We start from the raw sequence: 16,071 nt of genomic DNA, 5'->3' as shown, positions 1-16,071 counted from the left end.
GCGCCTGAGGCCAGCCTGGCCCCCCCCCCCGCAGGGACGACCCGGGCCGCGCCCCCAAGGCTCAAAAAGGAATGTCGTCCTCGTCGACCGCAGGCGGAGGCAGGCTGGACGGGACAGGTGCGGCGGGCGCCTGGGCCGCCGCTTTGGCGGCCCGGCGCGGGGCGGGCGCGGGGGCCTCGCTGGCCACCACCGGCTGGGGCTCACCCAACTCCTTCTCCAGCGCTTTCTCGACCGCATCGATGCGGGCCTGGCAGATCTTGAAAGCGCTCACCGATTCCTCAACGATCTGCAACAGATCATCGATGTTGGGTTCGCGCTGCTCGCGCAGGGTCTGGGCGTGGCGCTGCAAGACGCCGTAGGATTCCTTGAACGTGTGCTTCATGGCTTGAGAAGGGTTGCGGCGCGCTGGCCGTCGTGAAATTGAAGGGTGATGTCGACCGCCGCGCTGGCGGCACTGGTGATGGGCTCGCCATCGGCTGAGCGGACCACGGCAAAACCCCGGCTGAGGGTCTTGCTGGGGCCTTGGCCGGTGATCTCGCGCAGCAGGCTGGTGCTGCCTTCGCGGGCGTCGGCAATCGATTGGCGCGCTTGCTGGGCCAGCTCGGTCCAGCTGCGCTGCAGGTTTTCTTTTTGCTGGCGCAGCACCGCGGCAGACAGGCCGGTCACGGTGTCGCGCTCGGCGCGGGTTTGCAGGCGTGCGCTGCGCAAGGCCTGGCGGGCCTCGGCGCGCACCTCGCTGATCAGGGCTGGCACCTCGCGCTGGGCGCTGAACAGCTGCGCCCGGGCTTCGGTCTTGACCTCGGACAGGCGGGCCTGGGCCAGTTCTGCCCCCAGACGCAGGTGGTGCGCCGACTGCACACGCAGCTCACTCAAGTGGCTGGCCACCTGGCTGCGGGCCTGGGTGATCTGGCCCCGGGCACCGGTCTGCACCTGGTGGTGCCACTGGGTCGCGTTGAGGCGGGCCAGCTCCAGCGTGCGCTGCGCCTGCTGGGTGATGGACTCGAACAAGGCGCGGGCCTGGAGGGCGCGCTCACGGATCAGGTGTTCAATGCCGGCAATCACCTTGGACGGGGTGTCAAAGCGCTGCTGCGCGACCTCGTCCAGCACGGTGTTGTCGCGCTCGTGGCCGATGCCGGTGAAGACGGGCATGGGCAGCTCACACAGGCAGCGCGCCAGGGCGTAGTCATTGAGCCAGGCCAGGTCGTTGACGGCGCCGCCGCCCCGGATCAGCACCACCGCGTCTGGCTGCCAAGGGTGGTTGGCGCCGATCTGCGCCAGTGCGGACAGCAGCTGCTGGCGAATTTCCTGCGCTGCGCCCTCCCCCTGGAATCGGCTGTACACATAGGTGAACTGGCACAGGCCGTGGCGCTCCAGGCGCGAGGCCTCGGCCTGGAAGTCGCCCAGGCCTGCCCCACCTTCGGGGGCCACGACCAGGAGGTGATTGAAGTCCCAGGGGGGGGGCAGTTCGCGGTTGCGCTGGAACAGGCCCTCGCGGCTCAGGCGCTCGCGGATGTCACGCTTGTTGGCCTCCAGATCACCCAGGGTGAAATGGGGGTCGATGGCATCGATCTCCAACGAGAACCCGTACTGCGCCTTGAACACCGGCCGCGCCCGCACCAGCAGCTTGAGCCCGGCGGCCAACTCCACCCCCGTGGCTTGCTGGAACTGCGGCAGGATGCGCTGGGCCTGTTGGGCCCAGATCATGGCGGGGGCCTTGGCCAGGGTGTTGCCGTTCAAGTCGCGCTCGGCCAGCTCCAGGTAGACGTGCTGGCGAATGCGCACATCGACAATTTCCACGATGGTCCAGACCCCGTCCCGAAAAGCCTCCGACACGGCCAGGGCCACCCCATTGAGCAGGCGTGACAGCGGGATGCCCTGCGCCCCGTTGGGGGCCAAGGCGAACTGGGGGGGACTCTGGGGTGCCAGTGCCAGGCTCGGGCTGATCGGTGCGTCGGCGGTGGAAGCCGCCCCGGTCAGGGTCAGGCTTTGGGGCAACCATTTGGCAAACGGGGCCAGGTCCATGCCGGCCGGCACACGCCACTGCCGACGCGCAGGGTCCCAACGGGCGCCCAAGGCCTTGACCTGGTCTTTGTCGGCGTAGGCGGTGACGAGGTAGGTGTCGCTCATTCACTGGATGTTACGGCCTTCTGCATGGCCCTGAAGCCCCCAGGCGGAACTGCGGGTCGATGAAAGCCCGCTGCCAGGCAGCCGGCGCCTGGCCCCGCAAGGCCTGGGCGAACCCAGACCGCTGAATCAGCGTTCGAGCAGGCCCGCTGCGGGCGCTGTGGCGGGCAGCCCAGGGGCGCTGCTGTCGAGCTGGGCCAGCGTGGGGGGCTGAGTCAGTTGAGCGATCACGTTGTGAACCAGTTGCGCGACCGAGCCGTCGTGCCTGAACCCCGCTGCGTCGGCCTTGGCGGTGTGCAGCTTGGGCAATCTGCCAAACAATGCCTCGATGCGTGGGTTGGCCTGGTAGGCCACCGGCAGCTCATCCACCAGCCCGCGCGCCGCCCCCATCGCCTGAACCACAGCCTCGACCGAGGTCTGGAGCACGGGGACCTGCCAGCACCGGGATGCAGGCATGTCCGCGCTGGGCAAACCAGCCGCATGCAGGAGGTTGTCCAGACAGCAAGACAGGGACATCCACCAGGCCGTGGCCTGGGCGGAGGTCGGGCAGGTGTAGGGGCGGTTTTCCATGCAGGCATGGAAGACCTGGCTCATGAAAGCCGACCCATGCCCCGACTCGCTGCGGGGCCGGGCCACGATGCCAGGCAAGCGCAGGCTGCAGCCATCCAACTCCCCCCGGCGGCTGTAATCGGCCAGCAACAGCTCCGTCATCCATTTGTGGGTTCCGTAGCTCAATGCAGGACTGGGCAGCGTGTCCTCGCTGAGGGCGTCAGGGCCCACCGAGCCATACACCGCCACCGAGCTGGCGAACACCACGCGGGGCGCTGAGGCGCCAGGCTGGCGGCGCACGGCTTGGGCCAGGGCATTCAGCAAGGTCACCGAGGCTTGCAGATTGGCCTCCAGCCCCAGCTCGGGATCCGACTCCGCCAGGGCGCCCGGCACGCTGGCCAAATGGAACACCAGATCCACCGGCTCGGCCAGCACGCTCTGCAGCAACTTGACATCCCCAAAGCTACCTCGGTACTGGTGGACCTGGGGCGACGAGGGGCCAAACCTGAAGTCGCGATCCAGCAGACTCAGCCGCAGCGCGCCGGGACGGCACCCAGGCGGAGGCGCCGTCAGCCACCGCTGGACCAGGGCGGCACCGACAAAACCATCGGCGCCAGTGATCAGGACGTGCATGTTCAGGCTCCTCGGGACTTGGCGATCACGCGCTGGTCGATCACACCAAACGGCCCCGAGCCGCCTTCGGGCGCGCAGGCTTCCATGCGGACCCGATCGCCAAAACGCATGAAACCGGTGCGGATCTCGCCGTGGTCCAGCAGCTCGATCACCCGGCGCTCAGCGATGCAACTGGAACCCACATCACGCTGGACGTTGGACACCGTGCCCGACCCGATGATGGTGCCCGCGCTCAGGCGCCGGGTGCGGGCCGCATGGGCAATGAGCTCGTGAAACCCAAAGTTCATTTCCCGGCCATGGGGGTGGCCAAACCATTGCTGGTTCCAGTGCACTTGCAAAGACAGGTGGACGCGCCCGTTGTGCCAATGGGGGCCCAGCTCATCCGGGGTGATGGCCACGGGCGCAAAGCTGCTGGAGGGCTTGGCTTGCAAAAAGCCAAAGCCGCTCTTCATCTCACGCGGGCCCAGGGCCCGCAGGCTCCAGTCATTGATCTGCACCAGCAGGCGCACCCGGTCCAGGGCTTGTTCGGCGGGGGTGCCCAGGGACACCTCGTCCAGCACCACGCCGAATTCGCCCTCGAAGTCGATGCCATCCGCTTCGCTCGGCAAAGGCACATCGGCACAAGGCCCCAGAAAGTCGTCACTGGCGCCCTGGTACATGACGGGCACGGTATCGAACTCGGGGATCGGCGGCGTGTTGAAGGCCCGCTCCATGAGCCGGCCGTGGTTCAGAAACGCGGAGCCGTCGCACCATTGCGGGCTGCGCGGCAACGGTGCCAGAAGTTGCTCGGGCGCCAAGGCAAAAGCCCCCTTCACCCGAGCTGCATTCAGGTCGTCGTAGCGTTGCTGCAGCGCGGGGGCTACGGCGGTCCAGTGTTGCACCGCATGCAGCAGGTGGGGCGCGAGGTCGCTGGCGTCACAGGCCTGTTGCAGGTCGCGCGAGACCAGCAGCAGGCGCCCGTCCAGGCTCGAATCGGCCAAGGTGGCAAATTTCATGGGAATTCCAAAAAGAAGTCAGTTGGAGGGGGTGTCAACTGCCGTCGGACACCGTGGTGCCGCCATCGACGACAAGGTTCTGCCCGGTGATGAAGCCGCCCGCAGCCCCCACCAGCAGCACGGCCAGGCCTGCCACTTCGTGGGGCTCGCCAACGCGCCGCAAGGGCGTCTGGGCCAGGCGCCGGTGCATGAAGTCCGTGTTGTTGAGCAAGTCGGTGGCCAGGGGCGTGCGGATCAGACCGGGCGAAATGGCGTTCACGCACACGCCGCGGGGCCCCCACTCCACCGCCAGATTGCGGGCCAGCTGGGCCAGGGCCGCTTTGGACAGGCCATAGAGACCAATGCGCCCATTGCCCCGCAGGCCCGCGATGCTGGACATCAGCACCACCCGGGCACTGCCTTGGGCGGCCATGCGGGGGATCAAGCCCGCACAGAGTTGGTGAACGCTGCGCAGGTTGATGTCCATCACCTGATGCCAGGCTTCGTCGCTCACCTCGTGCAAGGGGCTGGCAGGCCCTTGCACACCGGCGTTGCAGATCAGCGCATGGGGCACGCCAAAAGGGGTGGCCGCTTGCTCGACAAGCGCCTGGATCTGCACCGGATCAGACAGGTCACAGACCAGCGCGTGGGCCGGGTGGCCCGCGTCCCTCAAGGCCAGGGCCAAGACCTCACAAGGGCCCGGGTCCCGGTCACACACCAGCACCTGGGCCCCTTGTTCGGCCAGGGCCCAGCACAGGGCCTGGCCCAGGCCCCCAGTGGCCCCGGTGACCAGGACCGTGCGCTGGCGCAGATCAAACAAGGCGTTGGATGCGGCACGCATGGACGGGCTCAATCCAGGGTCACGCCAACGGCCTTGATGACCTGCCCCCAGCGATCGGTCTCGGACTGGATGAATTGGCTGAACTCCGCTGGGCTCTGGGGCGCGGGCGTGACCGCAAAGTCACCAAAGCGCTCCATCACCTCGGGCGACTGGATGGCCTTGACCACGGCGGCATGCAGCTGCTCGACCACCGCCGCAGGCGTGCCTTGGCGCAGCACCACGCCCGTCCACCCGGGGGTGTTGAGTTTGGCGTAGCCCAGTTCGCCCATGGTGGGCACTTGCGGCAGCTGGCTCAGTCGCTTGTCCGTGCCCACCACGGCCAAGGCCCGCAGCTTGCCTTCGCGCACATGCGGCAGGCTGTTGGCGGCCACGTCCAACATCGCATCGATGTGGCCCCCCATCAGGTCTTGCAGCGCTGGTGCAGCGCCTTTGTAGGCCACGTGCTGGAGGTTGCCGCCCAGCTCGCGCTTGAGCATCTCCATCCAGATGTGGGGCTGGCTGCCCACGCCGAAGGAGCCGTAGTGCAGGCCCTTGTCCGATTTGGCTGCTTTTTGCAGGTCGGCCAGGGACTTGATGGGGCTGTTCGGCGGCACCACCAACACCAGGGCCGAAGTGAGCAAGCGGGTCAGCGGGATGAAGTCCTTTTGCACGTCATAGCTCAAGCGCGGGTACAGCGAGGTGTTCATGGCGAAGGGGCCGATGTCGCCATAAAACAAGGTGTGGCCATCGGCTGGCAACTGCTTGACATAGGCCGCGGCGATCTGCCCGCCCGCGCCCGGCTTGTTCTCGACGATCACCGGTTGCTTGAGGCTGAGCGTCAGCTGCTGCGCCAACACACGCGACAGCGCGTCACCAAAGCCCCCGGCCGGGTAGGGAACCACCCAGGTGATGGCACGGCTTGGAAATTTGGCCTGGGTTTGCGACCAGGCGCAGGGTGCCAGGGCGGCGCTCAGGGCGGAAAGTAAAAAGCGGCGTTTGCTGTTCACGCGGGTCTCCTTGTTCTGTGGACGGTTGAACTCGCTGATCAGACATCCCTGCGGGAGATGTCCAGTCCGTTCGTCGCGCAGTGTGCTTGGGGTGACTGACGTGAAATTGCGCTGGCTGTCACTTTCTTGCGCAGTTCAAAGGCCTCGGCGCAGGGCGCTGGGGGTCTCACCCCAATGCCGGTGGAAGGTGCGGCTGAAGTGGGATGGGGTGGCAAAGCCCAGTGCCGCCGCGATCTCGGCGATGGACTTGCGGCTGTGCCGAAGTTGCTCCAGGGCTTTGTCCATCTTGCATTTCAGGACGTACTGGTGGGGCGTGAGACCACAACTGAACTTGAAGTTCCGGCTGAAGTGGTAGGGGCTGAGGTGGCAGGCGTCGGCCATTTCCTGCAGGTTGACCGCGCGGTGCAGGTGGCCCTCCACCAGCTCAAACACGGTCAGCAGCTGTCGCTGGGTCAATCCCGAGCGTTTGACCGTCTGCTCGCTGGGGGCGCGGTAGTGCTCGAGCAGGTGGACCGCCACGCTGAGGGCCATGCCTTCTGCAAAGCTGGCGTGCAGCGAGGTGTTGTCAGCCAGCGAGGTCATCAAGGTGCGGGTGATGTCGACCAGCAAGCGGTCCTGGCCGCCAAAGCAACTGCGCAGAGGCTGGGGCCCCAAGGGGCCGCCATGCACCCGCTCCAACCACTGCGGCGACAGGTCCAGGTGCAGGTTGTCGCGCGGCAGTTCGGTGCGCCAGAAACTGGGCGTGTGGGCAGGCAGCACCAGCACCTCACCGGTGCGCCACTGGGTGTCGGAGTTCAGGCGGCCATGCTGTTGCTGCAGCCGGGTGGGCGGGCCGTTGCGGACGATGATGCAGTGTTTGCCAGCGGGCGGGATGTACAGGTCGGAGGCATCGGCAATCTGGTGCCAGACTGACAAGCCATGCCAAGGTCGTCCCCGGCTGGACAAGCGGATTTGCTCGTCCGGCACGGCGGACAGGGGCTCGTCTAAAAACGACTGCTGGGCCTGCCTCCAGCGCGCTTCGTTGAATGTCGGCATCGGGTCGTCCCTGAAAAATTCAAGCACATCAATGAAGAGACCTGGAAGTCTATCGATGCAGCGAGGGTTCCACAGGGCAGCCCAGGCGGCTTCATGGAATGGCGGCCCTGGCCTCAATCGACCCCTGACCTCAGGGCCGCCACCAAAAATGAAAAAGAGGCCCGCAAGGGCCTCTTCAGAGCGCAGCGCACGAGGCCAGAGGCCGACACCCGTCGGCTCAGGCCAGGCAAGGCCCCAGGCTGGCGTTCACTGAACGCGCACGTTCACCATGGTCTGGTTGAGCAGTTGGTAGGCGATCTCACCGAAGGTGATCGGGCCAGCCATGCCGCCAATGGCCTTGCCTTCGAGGTCGCCAAAGACAAAGTTCAGGATGCAGTTGCAAGACAAGGCCAGCCCGTCGGCATTTTGACCCGCCAGGCGAGCACGGAAGGCCGCCGCGTAGTCGCCCACCGGCTTGGCAAAACGGTAGTCCACGCCTGGAAACACCGGGGCGTACAACACCACCGTGCCGCCAGCTTCGCCCACGGTTTGCAGCGAAGCGTTCAGGTGCGCGCCGGCAAAGTCACCCACCAGCGGCAGTTGACCGGCTTCCAGACCCCGACCGCGCACATAGCTGGCAAAGTTGGTCGGCTGACCGTTGACCAGGCACTGGCCCACGTTGAAGGTGGTTTCTTCAAACTGAAGCAGGTCGCCTTCGTCGGGCTCGAACAAGTTGACGATTTCGATCGAGGCCAGCTTGTCGTCGGGCAGCTTGACGTAGGCCACCACTGCACGGTCTTCGTACTTGGTCGCCGTGCGGCCGTCATACACCTTGGGGGTCTGCTGGCCCAGGTCGGACAGGTGCACACCCGCGATCCAGCCCACCGTGGGCTTGAGGAAGGCGTCTTCAAAGTTGGCCGCGTCGGACGCGAACTTTTGGTGAGCGCTGCTGCCAGCGGGCAGGATGGTCACGGCAAAGCCGTTGTCGGGACCGTTGCGGCTGATGTCACCCAAGGCCTCCGGGCCGTAGCTGGCAAAGCTCACCTCACCGGCAGGCGACAAGTCGGTCGCGAAGACCTGGCCCTCTTTCACCACCACACCGCCGCTGGCGACCATGAAGTAAGGAATGGTGCCGCCAATCCAGTTGCCGGCGGGCAGTTGGTCCAGCGCGGACTCGGGACCGGCCAAGCTCAGCGGCTTGCCTTGGCGAATCAGGTCGGCTGCCGCCTGCACGGAAATCAGTTCATTCATGTTTCGGTCCTCAAACAGTGGTAAGTTGGGCAACTTCGGTCGGAAGAATGCGTTCCCATTTGGTGAAGAAGGCGTGCACTTCGGCCGCCCGGGCGGGCAGTGGGTCGGTGCTGCGCTCAATGCGCTTGGCGAGCAATTGTGTGCCCAAGTGCTGAGTGCGAATTTTGGAAAGACCACCCGCAGCCAATTTTTGCCAACAAGGGTGCGTGAGCGCAGGAACTGCCATTTTTAGTCCACCTTTACTACTTTTGTTTGCCAACAATTGCAATTTAGCAAAAATAGACAAAGATGTGCAAATATTTTTATCAAAATACTTAATCTAGATCAAGTAATTCGAACCCTCTGGTGTCCTCAAAAAGCTCGCACAAGCGCAACACACCCCCTGTTTGCAGGGCCTTGGCATTTAAAGTGCCAAATTGGCTGGGGTTCGCCGCAAAATGGCTGGCCCCACGCGACCGGCCCCCCCTCCCCCCCACTTCAACGGCTGCATGCCACTCTCCCGCCTCCTTCCCTACCGTGCCTGGATGCGATCGTCCCGAACCCGGCTGACCCTGCTGTTCGGCGGGGCCTCCTTGTTGGTCGCCTTGGTACTGGCCTTGTACGTCGACCGTCTGGCCACGCAACGCATCGTGCAGGCGCGAGGCGAAGCCCTGCTGACCGTGTCCCGTCCCATCGCCGACGCGCTGGCCGAAGGACTGAGGGAGCGTGAACGCGACGTCTCCTTGCTGGCCCGGTACCCTTTGTTGACCGCAGGCCCGCTCGACTCGCTGCCCGTGCGGGCTTATCTGGACGATCTCAAGCAAAGCTTTCCGGACTACTCGTGGATTGGGGTCACGGATGTGTCGGGGCAGGTGCGCAGCGCAACCGGCGGCCTGTTGCAAGGCGAGTCGGTGCGCCAACGCCCTTGGTTCAGCGCGGGCCTGCAGGGACTGCATGTGGGCGACGCCCATGAAGCCCAGTTGCTGGCCCAGTTGATTGGCTCGCCCAAGAGCACCGAGCCCTTGCGCTTTCTGGACTTCGCCGCCCCCATTCGCTCCAACGATGGCCGCTTGCTGGGCGTGGCCGCCGCCCACCTGAACTGGCATTGGGTGAGCCAGTTGGTGCAGCGGGCCACATCTGGCCCATGGGCCCCTGAGGGCCTGGAGTTGCTGATCGTCAGTGAGAACGGCACGGTGCTGCACCCCTATGGGCAGTCGGAGCTGATGCGCTCCGCCGCGACCCCGCCGGCGCTGGGGAGCTTCCGCGTGTTGAGGTGGGGCGCCCAGGGCGACTACCTGACCGCCGCGGTGCAGGTGCCTTCCTTGACCGCCCAGAGCCTGCATTGGACGCTGATCGTGCGCCAACCCCTGGCGCTGGCGCTGGCGCCGGTGAGCGAGCTGCACCGACTGATTGCCACCCTCGCTCTGGTGCTGACGGGGGTGCTGATGGGCATGATCTACTGGATTGCCCAGCGCTTCAGCCAGCCACTGGAGCGCCTGGCCCGCATGGCCCAGCACCTGGACCAAACCGGTGAAGGCGCCCAATTTGACATCCCCGCCAACACCCTGGAATTTGCCCACCTGCGCGACAGCCTGCGCAAGCTGACCCAGCACTTGCTGGAGAGCCAAAAAGAACTGCGCCTGAGTAACCAGGGGCTGGAGCACAAGGTCGAGCAACGCACCCAGGAAATCCAGCTGCGCGAGCAGCAGTACCGTTCCATCCTCGAAGAGCAATCCGAGGTGATCTGCCGTTTTCGCGCCGACCTGACCCTCACCTATGTCAACGAGGCCTACTGCCGCTTGTTTGCGTTGCGCCGGGAGGAGGTGCTGGGCAGCACCTGGTCACCGGTGGTGTACCCGGAGGACATCGAACGGGTGCGTCTGTCCCTCAGCACCAACAGCCCGGCGCAGCCCGTCAGCTCGGTCGAGAACCGGGTGCTGGCGGGCAACGGCCAGGTGCGTTGGTTCCACTTCATCAACCATGCTTTTTTTGATGAGCAGGGGCACTTGATCGAATGGCAATCGGTGGGGCGTGACATCACCGAGCGCCAGGCGCTGGAGCAGACCCTGCAGCGGGTGTCCAGCGAGCAAGAGGCCATGCTGGACAACGACTTGCTGGGCATCGCCCGCATCAAAGACCGGCGCGTGGTGTGGCGCAACCGGGCACTGGAGCGCATCTTTGGGTACGAGCCCGGCGCCCTGCTCGACCAGCCGACCGAGAGGCTGTATGCCTCTCCCGAGGACCACGAGGCCTTCGGACGCGAGGCCTACGCCACCCTGGCCAGCGGCCAGCACTTCCGCCGCCAAATGCCCATGCGGCGTGCCAACGGTGACACGGTGTGGATGGACCTTAACGGGGTGCGCCTGTCCGAAGACAGTGGCGAATCGCTTTGGCTGCTGCAGGACATCACTGAAATGAAGCAGTACCAGGCCCAGGTGGAGCACATTGCCTTCCATGATCCGCTGACTCTGCTGCCCAATCGCCTGCTGCTGTCGGACCGCATGCGCCAGGCCTTTGCGCTGCATGAGCGCGCCAAGACCGTGACGGCCGTTTGCTATCTGGACTTGAATGGCTTCAAGGCCGTCAATGACCAGCATGGGCACGAGGCCGGGGACCACCTGCTCAAGGAGATGGCCAAGCGCTTGCTGGAGGCGGTGCGCGCCCACGACACCGTGGCCCGGCTTGGGGGGGACGAATTTGTATTGCTGCTCAGCTCGCTGCACCAAAGTGAAGAAGCACGACTCATCATCCAGCGCGTCGAAAAAGCCATCCGCCAGCCCGTGCGGCTGGCGAATGGGGCCGAGGTGCAGGTCTCGACCAGCGTGGGCGTGGCCTTCCACCCCCAAGACGGCACCCAGCCAGGTCAGTTGCTGGCCCTGGCGGACTCGGCCATGTACGAGGCCAAGCGCCGGCTCAAGGTCCCGCCCCTGAATGAGGCCACGCCAGGCGGCAGGCTGGAAGCGATTTGAGCCCCATGCCACAGGGCCAAGTGGCCGTGGCGCCTCACGGATGCCAGGCGCTGGACCTGGCCGGTGCCGCACCCACCGTGGGCTTGCGACGCCCCCCCAGGGCATAGGACAGTTGATTCGCGGCCTGCATGACGGTCTGCGACAGCGCCAGCAACACCGGCTCGCTCAAGCGAGAGGTCGGCCCGGATATGCACACCGATCCCAGCAGCTTCCAATGCAGACCAAACACCGGCGCCGACACGCTCGAGACCTCGGGTTCGCGCTCCCCCAAGGACAGGTGGTAGCCCCGTTGCCGGATCGATTCGTAGGGCTCCCCTGGCTCGCCTGAAAACGCCAGGATGACACGCCCCGGCGCGCCCAGGTTCAGTGGCAGGCCCAGCCCCACCCGGACATGGTGACGGATGGTGCGCGGGCCATCGACGCGAGCCAGGCAGGTGCGCATCTCGCCTTCGCGCACATAGAACGAAGCGCTCTCTCCCGTCTGAATCGTCAATTCGCGCAGCACGGGCTCGACCAGATCATGCACATCGAAAGTGGCCTGGTAACAAGCACCCAACCACCCCGCAGCGCGCCCCAGTCGCCAGGCGCCGTCTTCACGTTGCACCAGGTAGTGGTCAGCCGCCAAGGTCCGGGCCAGGCGCAGGGTCGTGGTCTTGTGCATGCCGGTGCGGCGGCTCAGTTCGGCCAGGCTGAGAAAAGCGTCGTCCATGCCAAAAGCCTCCAACAAACGCAAGGCCCGGGTCACTGCGACCACGCCGCCAGCGGCGGATGGCTCCGAGCCCGTATCGCCCGCCTGTGCTTGCATTTCAGGGGATGAGGTGTCTTGACGGCTGTTTCGCATGATGGCCTTAGGTCCACAGTATGAAACTGCATTGTACTTGTCGAAACGAATCTCTAAAGTTCCACACCAAGACAGGGGGATCCAGATCCACCCCGCGTGATTTGAACCACAGGAGACACCGTGAACTTCACTCAATTCAGCCGACGTGCCGCACTCCGTCAAGTCGGGCCTTTGCTGGGCTTGTGCCTGGCGCTCGGAACAGCCCACGCAGCCACCTTCCCCGACAAGCCTGTGCGCCTGGTGGTGCCTTTCCCGGCCGGTGGCGGCACCGACATCATTGCGCGCGCCGTGGGCCAGCACCTGTCGGAGACCCAGAAATGGACCGTGGTGGTGGACAACAAACCCGGCGCCGGAGGCAACCTGGGCGTGGACGCCGTAGCCAAGGCCCCAGCCGATGGCTACACCCTGGTGCTGGGCCAAACCAGCAACCTGGCCATCAACCCCACGCTGTACGCCAAGCTGCCATATGACCCGCTGAAGGACCTCAAGCCCGTGGTGCTGGCCGCCACCGCGCCCTTGGTGATCGTCGTGCCCATGGACTCCAAGTTCACCAGCCTGGACGCGCTGCTCACCGCCGCCCGCAAGGCGCCCGATCGCCTGGTGTTTGGCACCCCCGGCAATGGCACCGTGGCCCACCTGGCCGCGGAGCAGATGCAGAAAGCCGCCGGCGTTCGCATGCAGCATGTGCCCTACAAAGGGTCGGCCCAGGCCCTGACCGACTTGATGGGCGGGCAGATCGATGCCTATGTGTCCTCGGTGCCGACCGCCCTCAGCCACCTCAAGGGCGGTCGGATGCGGGCCTTGGCGGTGACCTCCCTCAAGCGATCGACGCAACTGCCCCAGGTCCCGACCGTGGCGGAGTCGGGACTCAAAGGCTTTGAGGCCAACACCTGGTTCGGCTTCCTGGCCCCGGCAGGCACCCCTGCACCCGTGCTCGACAGCCTGAACAAGGCCATCAACGGGGCCCTCAAGGCCCCCAGTGTGCGCGAGCGCCTGATGGGCGAAGGTGGCGAAGTGCTCGGGGGTAGCCAGGCCGAGTTCACGGCCCTGTTGAAGACCGACTTGCAGCGCTGGGGCCAGATCGTGCGCGACGCCGGCGCTCGCATTGATTGATCTCTTCCGCCCATTTTTCTCTTTTGACCCCAACCACTTCATTCCCAGGTCCCCTATGAGCAGCCCCGACATCATCAAAGACTTCCCCCGCGTCAGCCCTGAAGACGTGGCCCAGGCCCGTCAGTACCAACCGGCCATCTTCTCGGACATCGCCGGCCGACGCGGCGCCCTGCACGGCCGCATCCAGGCCCTGCGCCCGCGCATGAAGGTCGCTGGCCCCGCCTTCACCGTGGAAGTGCGCCCGGGCGACAACCTCATGATCCATGCCGCGCTGTCCCTGGCCAAGCCGGGTGATGTGCTGGTGATCGACGGCAAGGGTGACCAAACCTCGGCGTTGATGGGCACCATCATGATGACGGCCGCGCGCCAGCTGGGCCTGGCTGGCGTGATTCTGGATGGCGCGGTGCGCGACAGCCTGGAGATCGATGAGATGGACTTCCCGGTCTTCTCGGTCGGAACCAACCCGAACGGCCCCACGAAGAACAATGGGGGACGCATCGGCCACCCCATCTCCTGCGGCGGTGTGACCGTGCGCGCCGGCGACCTGGTGATTGGCGACGGCGACGGCGTGGTGGTGGTGGAGCGCGAGCAACTGCCCGCGCTGCTGCCCCTGGCAGCCCACAAAGTGCAGGCCGAAGCCAAGCGCATCGCGGCCATCAAGAATGGCGACACCGCCGCCAAATGGCTGACCGCCTCGCTGGTGGCGGCCGGTGTGCTGCGTGAAGGCGAGGTGCTGTGATGCCCCGCCCCACCCTGCTGGTCACCGCCGCTGATTTGGCACCTGCCGCCCTGGCACTGCTCAGCGACTTCGACATCGTCTACGCCGGCAAGACGCCGCAGTTGGCCGACATCGTGGCCCTGGCGCGCCAGTGCAACCCGGTGGCCATCATCGTGCGCTACAGCGGCGTGAACGCCGAGGCCATGGACGCAGCACCCGCCCTGCGCGTGATCTCCAAGCACGGCAGCGGCACCGACACCATTGACAAGGTCGCGGCCGCCGAGCGAGGCATCGCCGTGACCGCGGCGGTCGGCGCCAACGCTGCGGCTGTTGCCGAACAGGCCCTGGCCCTGATGCTGGCCTGTGCCAAGTCGGTGGTGACGCTGAACGAGCGGATGCACCAGGGACTGTGGGACAAAGCGACCCACAAAAGCCTGGAGCTGGGAGGCCGCACGGTGGGACTGGTGGGTCTGGGAGCCATCGGCCAGCGCTTTGCACGCATGTGCCAGGCCATGGACCTGCGCGTGATCGGCTTCGACCCCTTTGCCCGGGACCTGCCTGATTTCATCACCCAAGTGGACCTGGACACCCTGTGGCAACAAGCCGATGTGATCTCACTGCACTGCCCGCTCACCCCGGACAACCGCCAACTGCTCAATGCCCAGACCCTGGCGCGCTGCAAGCCGGGTGTGATGGTGGTGAACACCGCCCGCGGTGGCTTGATCGACGAGGCCGCCTTGCTCCAGGCTGTGCAGTCCGGCCAGGTCCAATGCGCCGGCCTCGACAGCTTTGCCGTCGAGCCCATGGTGGCGCCACACCCCTTCCACGGCCAGCCAGGCTTCATCCTGAGCCCGCACATTGGCGGCGTCACCAGCGACGCCTACATCAACATGGGCGTGGCTGCAGCACGCAACACGCTGGCGGCATTGCAGGCCAGCCGCCAAGCGGCCTGAGCCGGGCGCATCCCCGCCATGAGCAGCGCCCGATGGAAACAGTCGCCCCCTGGCAGCAGCTGGGGTGAATTCGGCCCCGATGACCAGCGTGGCCGCATGAACCTGGTCGACACGCACAAGGTCTTGCAAGGCATCGCCGAGGTGAAGGTCGGCAAGACTTTCTGCCTGTCCCTGCCCCTGGACGTGCCTGGCGGCCAAAGCCTGAACCCGCGCCGCATGCCACCTCGCCGCTACAGCGTGTTGCGCGACGGCAAGAGCCAAGGGCAGCAAGGTTTTTGCTGGTCCTACCAAACCGAAGACCCCGATCTGAGCGATGTGGTCAACGACGATGTGGTGCTGATGAGCCTGCAATACAGCACCCAATGGGACAGCCTGGCCCACGTCGGCAGCCACTTCGACGCCGATGGCGACGGCGTGGCCGAAGCGGTGTTCTACAACGGCTACCGCGCCGGCCACGACATCCGCCCAGGCAGCGAAGACCCCGAGGCCAGCGCCGACTGGGCCCGCTACCCAGGCCCGGAAGCGGCTTCACTCGGCATCGAGCGCCTGGCCGAACACGGGGCACAGGGCCGGGGCGTGATGATCGACCTGGCCCACCACCTGGGCCGCGAGCGCCAGGCCGTGGGCTACGACACCTTGATGCGCTTGCTGGAGGCCGACCGCCTCGAGATTGAAGCCGGCGACATGGTCTGCCTGCACACCGGCTACGCCGACACCCTGCTGGCCATGAACCGGCAGCCTGACCTGGCCCTGCTGCACGCCAGTGGCAGCGGTTTGGACGGGCACGACGCCCGGCTGCTGAACTGGATCAGCGACAGCCGCCTGGCCTGCCTGCTGGCGGACAACCCGGCGGTCGAACTCGTGGTGCCCAAGCTCCTGCACCCCCAGCCGCTGCGCCAGCCGCGCCTGCCCCTACATGAGCACTGCCTGTTCAAGCATGGCATCCACCTGGGTGAACTGTGGTATCTCACCGAACTGGCCCGCTGGTTGCGCCAGCAGGGGCGTTACCGCTTCTTGCTGACCGCACCACCACTGCGCCTGCCGGGCGCCGTGGGTTCACCGGCCACGCCCATCGCCACGGTGTGAACCCCGTCTGGCCTGACCAGGCACTGATTTTCAAAACAAT

Annotated in this window: 15 protein-coding genes; 5 read left to right on the top strand and 10 right to left on the bottom strand. The window is 65.9% G+C overall.

Annotated elements, in window-relative coordinates; translation table 11 throughout:
• Positions 1-61: 61 nt before the first annotated feature.
• The 9 genes from xseB to PSQ39_RS06845 form a co-directional block, all read right to left on the bottom strand.
• A complete protein-coding gene (xseB, locus tag PSQ39_RS06885) occupies positions 62-382 on the bottom strand; it encodes an exodeoxyribonuclease VII small subunit (RefSeq protein ID WP_273925964.1) in 321 nt (106 codons plus the stop codon).
• Complete coding sequence (gene xseA / locus PSQ39_RS06880; protein WP_273925963.1) at positions 379-2,127, bottom strand: exodeoxyribonuclease VII large subunit; 1,749 nt, start codon at positions 2,125-2,127, stop codon at positions 379-381. Before xseA ends, xseB begins: the two co-directional genes overlap by 4 nt.
• A gap of 126 nt (positions 2,128-2,253) precedes the next feature.
• Complete coding sequence (locus PSQ39_RS06875; protein ID WP_273925962.1) at positions 2,254-3,306, bottom strand: NAD-dependent epimerase/dehydratase family protein; 1,053 nt, start codon at positions 3,304-3,306, stop codon at positions 2,254-2,256.
• A 2-nt stretch (positions 3,307-3,308) separates the two neighbouring features.
• Complete coding sequence (locus PSQ39_RS06870; protein WP_273925961.1) at positions 3,309-4,301, bottom strand: fumarylacetoacetate hydrolase family protein; 993 nt, start codon at positions 4,299-4,301, stop codon at positions 3,309-3,311.
• A gap of 34 nt (positions 4,302-4,335) precedes the next feature.
• On the bottom strand, positions 4,336-5,121 hold the full coding sequence (locus PSQ39_RS06865) for an SDR family NAD(P)-dependent oxidoreductase (protein WP_273925960.1): 786 nt from the start codon (positions 5,119-5,121) through the stop codon (positions 4,336-4,338).
• 8 nt (positions 5,122-5,129) lie between these two features.
• Positions 5,130-6,107: a Bug family tripartite tricarboxylate transporter substrate binding protein gene (locus tag PSQ39_RS06860; protein WP_273925959.1), complete on the bottom strand. Its 978-nt coding sequence runs from the start codon at positions 6,105-6,107 to the stop codon at positions 5,130-5,132.
• A gap of 135 nt (positions 6,108-6,242) precedes the next feature.
• Positions 6,243-7,142 (bottom strand): helix-turn-helix transcriptional regulator, encoded by a 900-nt coding sequence (locus tag PSQ39_RS06855; RefSeq protein WP_273925958.1) that lies wholly within the window; start codon positions 7,140-7,142, stop codon positions 6,243-6,245.
• Between the two features lie 246 nt (positions 7,143-7,388).
• The gene (locus PSQ39_RS06850; RefSeq protein WP_273925957.1) at positions 7,389-8,372 is read right to left on the bottom strand and encodes a DUF6976 family protein; all 984 of its coding nucleotides are present in this window, start codon (positions 8,370-8,372) and stop codon (positions 7,389-7,391) included.
• Positions 8,373-8,382: 10 nt separating this feature from the next.
• Positions 8,383-8,658, bottom strand: coding sequence for a hypothetical protein (locus PSQ39_RS06845; protein ID WP_273925956.1), 276 nt, complete (start codon positions 8,656-8,658; stop codon positions 8,383-8,385).
• A 238-nt stretch (positions 8,659-8,896) separates the two neighbouring features.
• On the opposite strand from PSQ39_RS06845, the gene PSQ39_RS06840 reads away from it, so the two are divergent.
• Positions 8,897-11,320 (top strand): sensor domain-containing diguanylate cyclase, encoded by a 2,424-nt coding sequence (locus PSQ39_RS06840; RefSeq protein WP_273925955.1) that lies wholly within the window; start codon positions 8,897-8,899, stop codon positions 11,318-11,320.
• A 34-nt stretch (positions 11,321-11,354) separates the two neighbouring features.
• On the opposite strand, the gene PSQ39_RS06835 is transcribed toward PSQ39_RS06840, so the two are convergent.
• Positions 11,355-12,125, bottom strand: a complete 771-nt coding sequence (locus tag PSQ39_RS06835; RefSeq protein ID WP_273926364.1) for an IclR family transcriptional regulator — start codon at positions 12,123-12,125, stop codon at positions 11,355-11,357.
• A 156-nt stretch (positions 12,126-12,281) separates the two neighbouring features.
• On the opposite strand from PSQ39_RS06835, the gene PSQ39_RS06830 reads away from it, so the two are divergent.
• From PSQ39_RS06830 to PSQ39_RS06815, 4 genes are read left to right on the top strand one after another with little or no spacing between them, the layout of a single operon-like run.
• On the top strand, positions 12,282-13,274 hold the full coding sequence (locus tag PSQ39_RS06830) for a Bug family tripartite tricarboxylate transporter substrate binding protein (protein WP_409242000.1): 993 nt from the start codon (positions 12,282-12,284) through the stop codon (positions 13,272-13,274).
• A gap of 55 nt (positions 13,275-13,329) precedes the next feature.
• Complete coding sequence (locus PSQ39_RS06825) at positions 13,330-14,013, top strand: RraA family protein (protein WP_273925954.1); 684 nt, start codon at positions 13,330-13,332, stop codon at positions 14,011-14,013.
• A complete protein-coding gene (locus PSQ39_RS06820) occupies positions 14,013-14,945 on the top strand; it encodes an NAD(P)-dependent oxidoreductase (protein ID WP_273925953.1) in 933 nt (310 codons plus the stop codon). Before PSQ39_RS06825 ends, PSQ39_RS06820 begins: the two co-directional genes overlap by 1 nt.
• A gap of 18 nt (positions 14,946-14,963) precedes the next feature.
• Entirely contained in the window at positions 14,964-16,031 is a 1,068-nt protein-coding gene (locus PSQ39_RS06815; RefSeq protein WP_273925952.1) for a cyclase family protein, read from the top strand.
• Positions 16,032-16,071: the final 40 nt, after the last annotated feature.

It is taken from the genome of Curvibacter microcysteis (assembly GCF_028649455.1).
GTDB lineage: Bacteria > Pseudomonadota > Gammaproteobacteria > Burkholderiales > Burkholderiaceae_C > Curvibacter > Curvibacter microcysteis.
The sequence above is the reverse complement of the archived record's forward strand: the minus strand, read 5'-3'. Positions and strand labels throughout refer to the sequence as shown.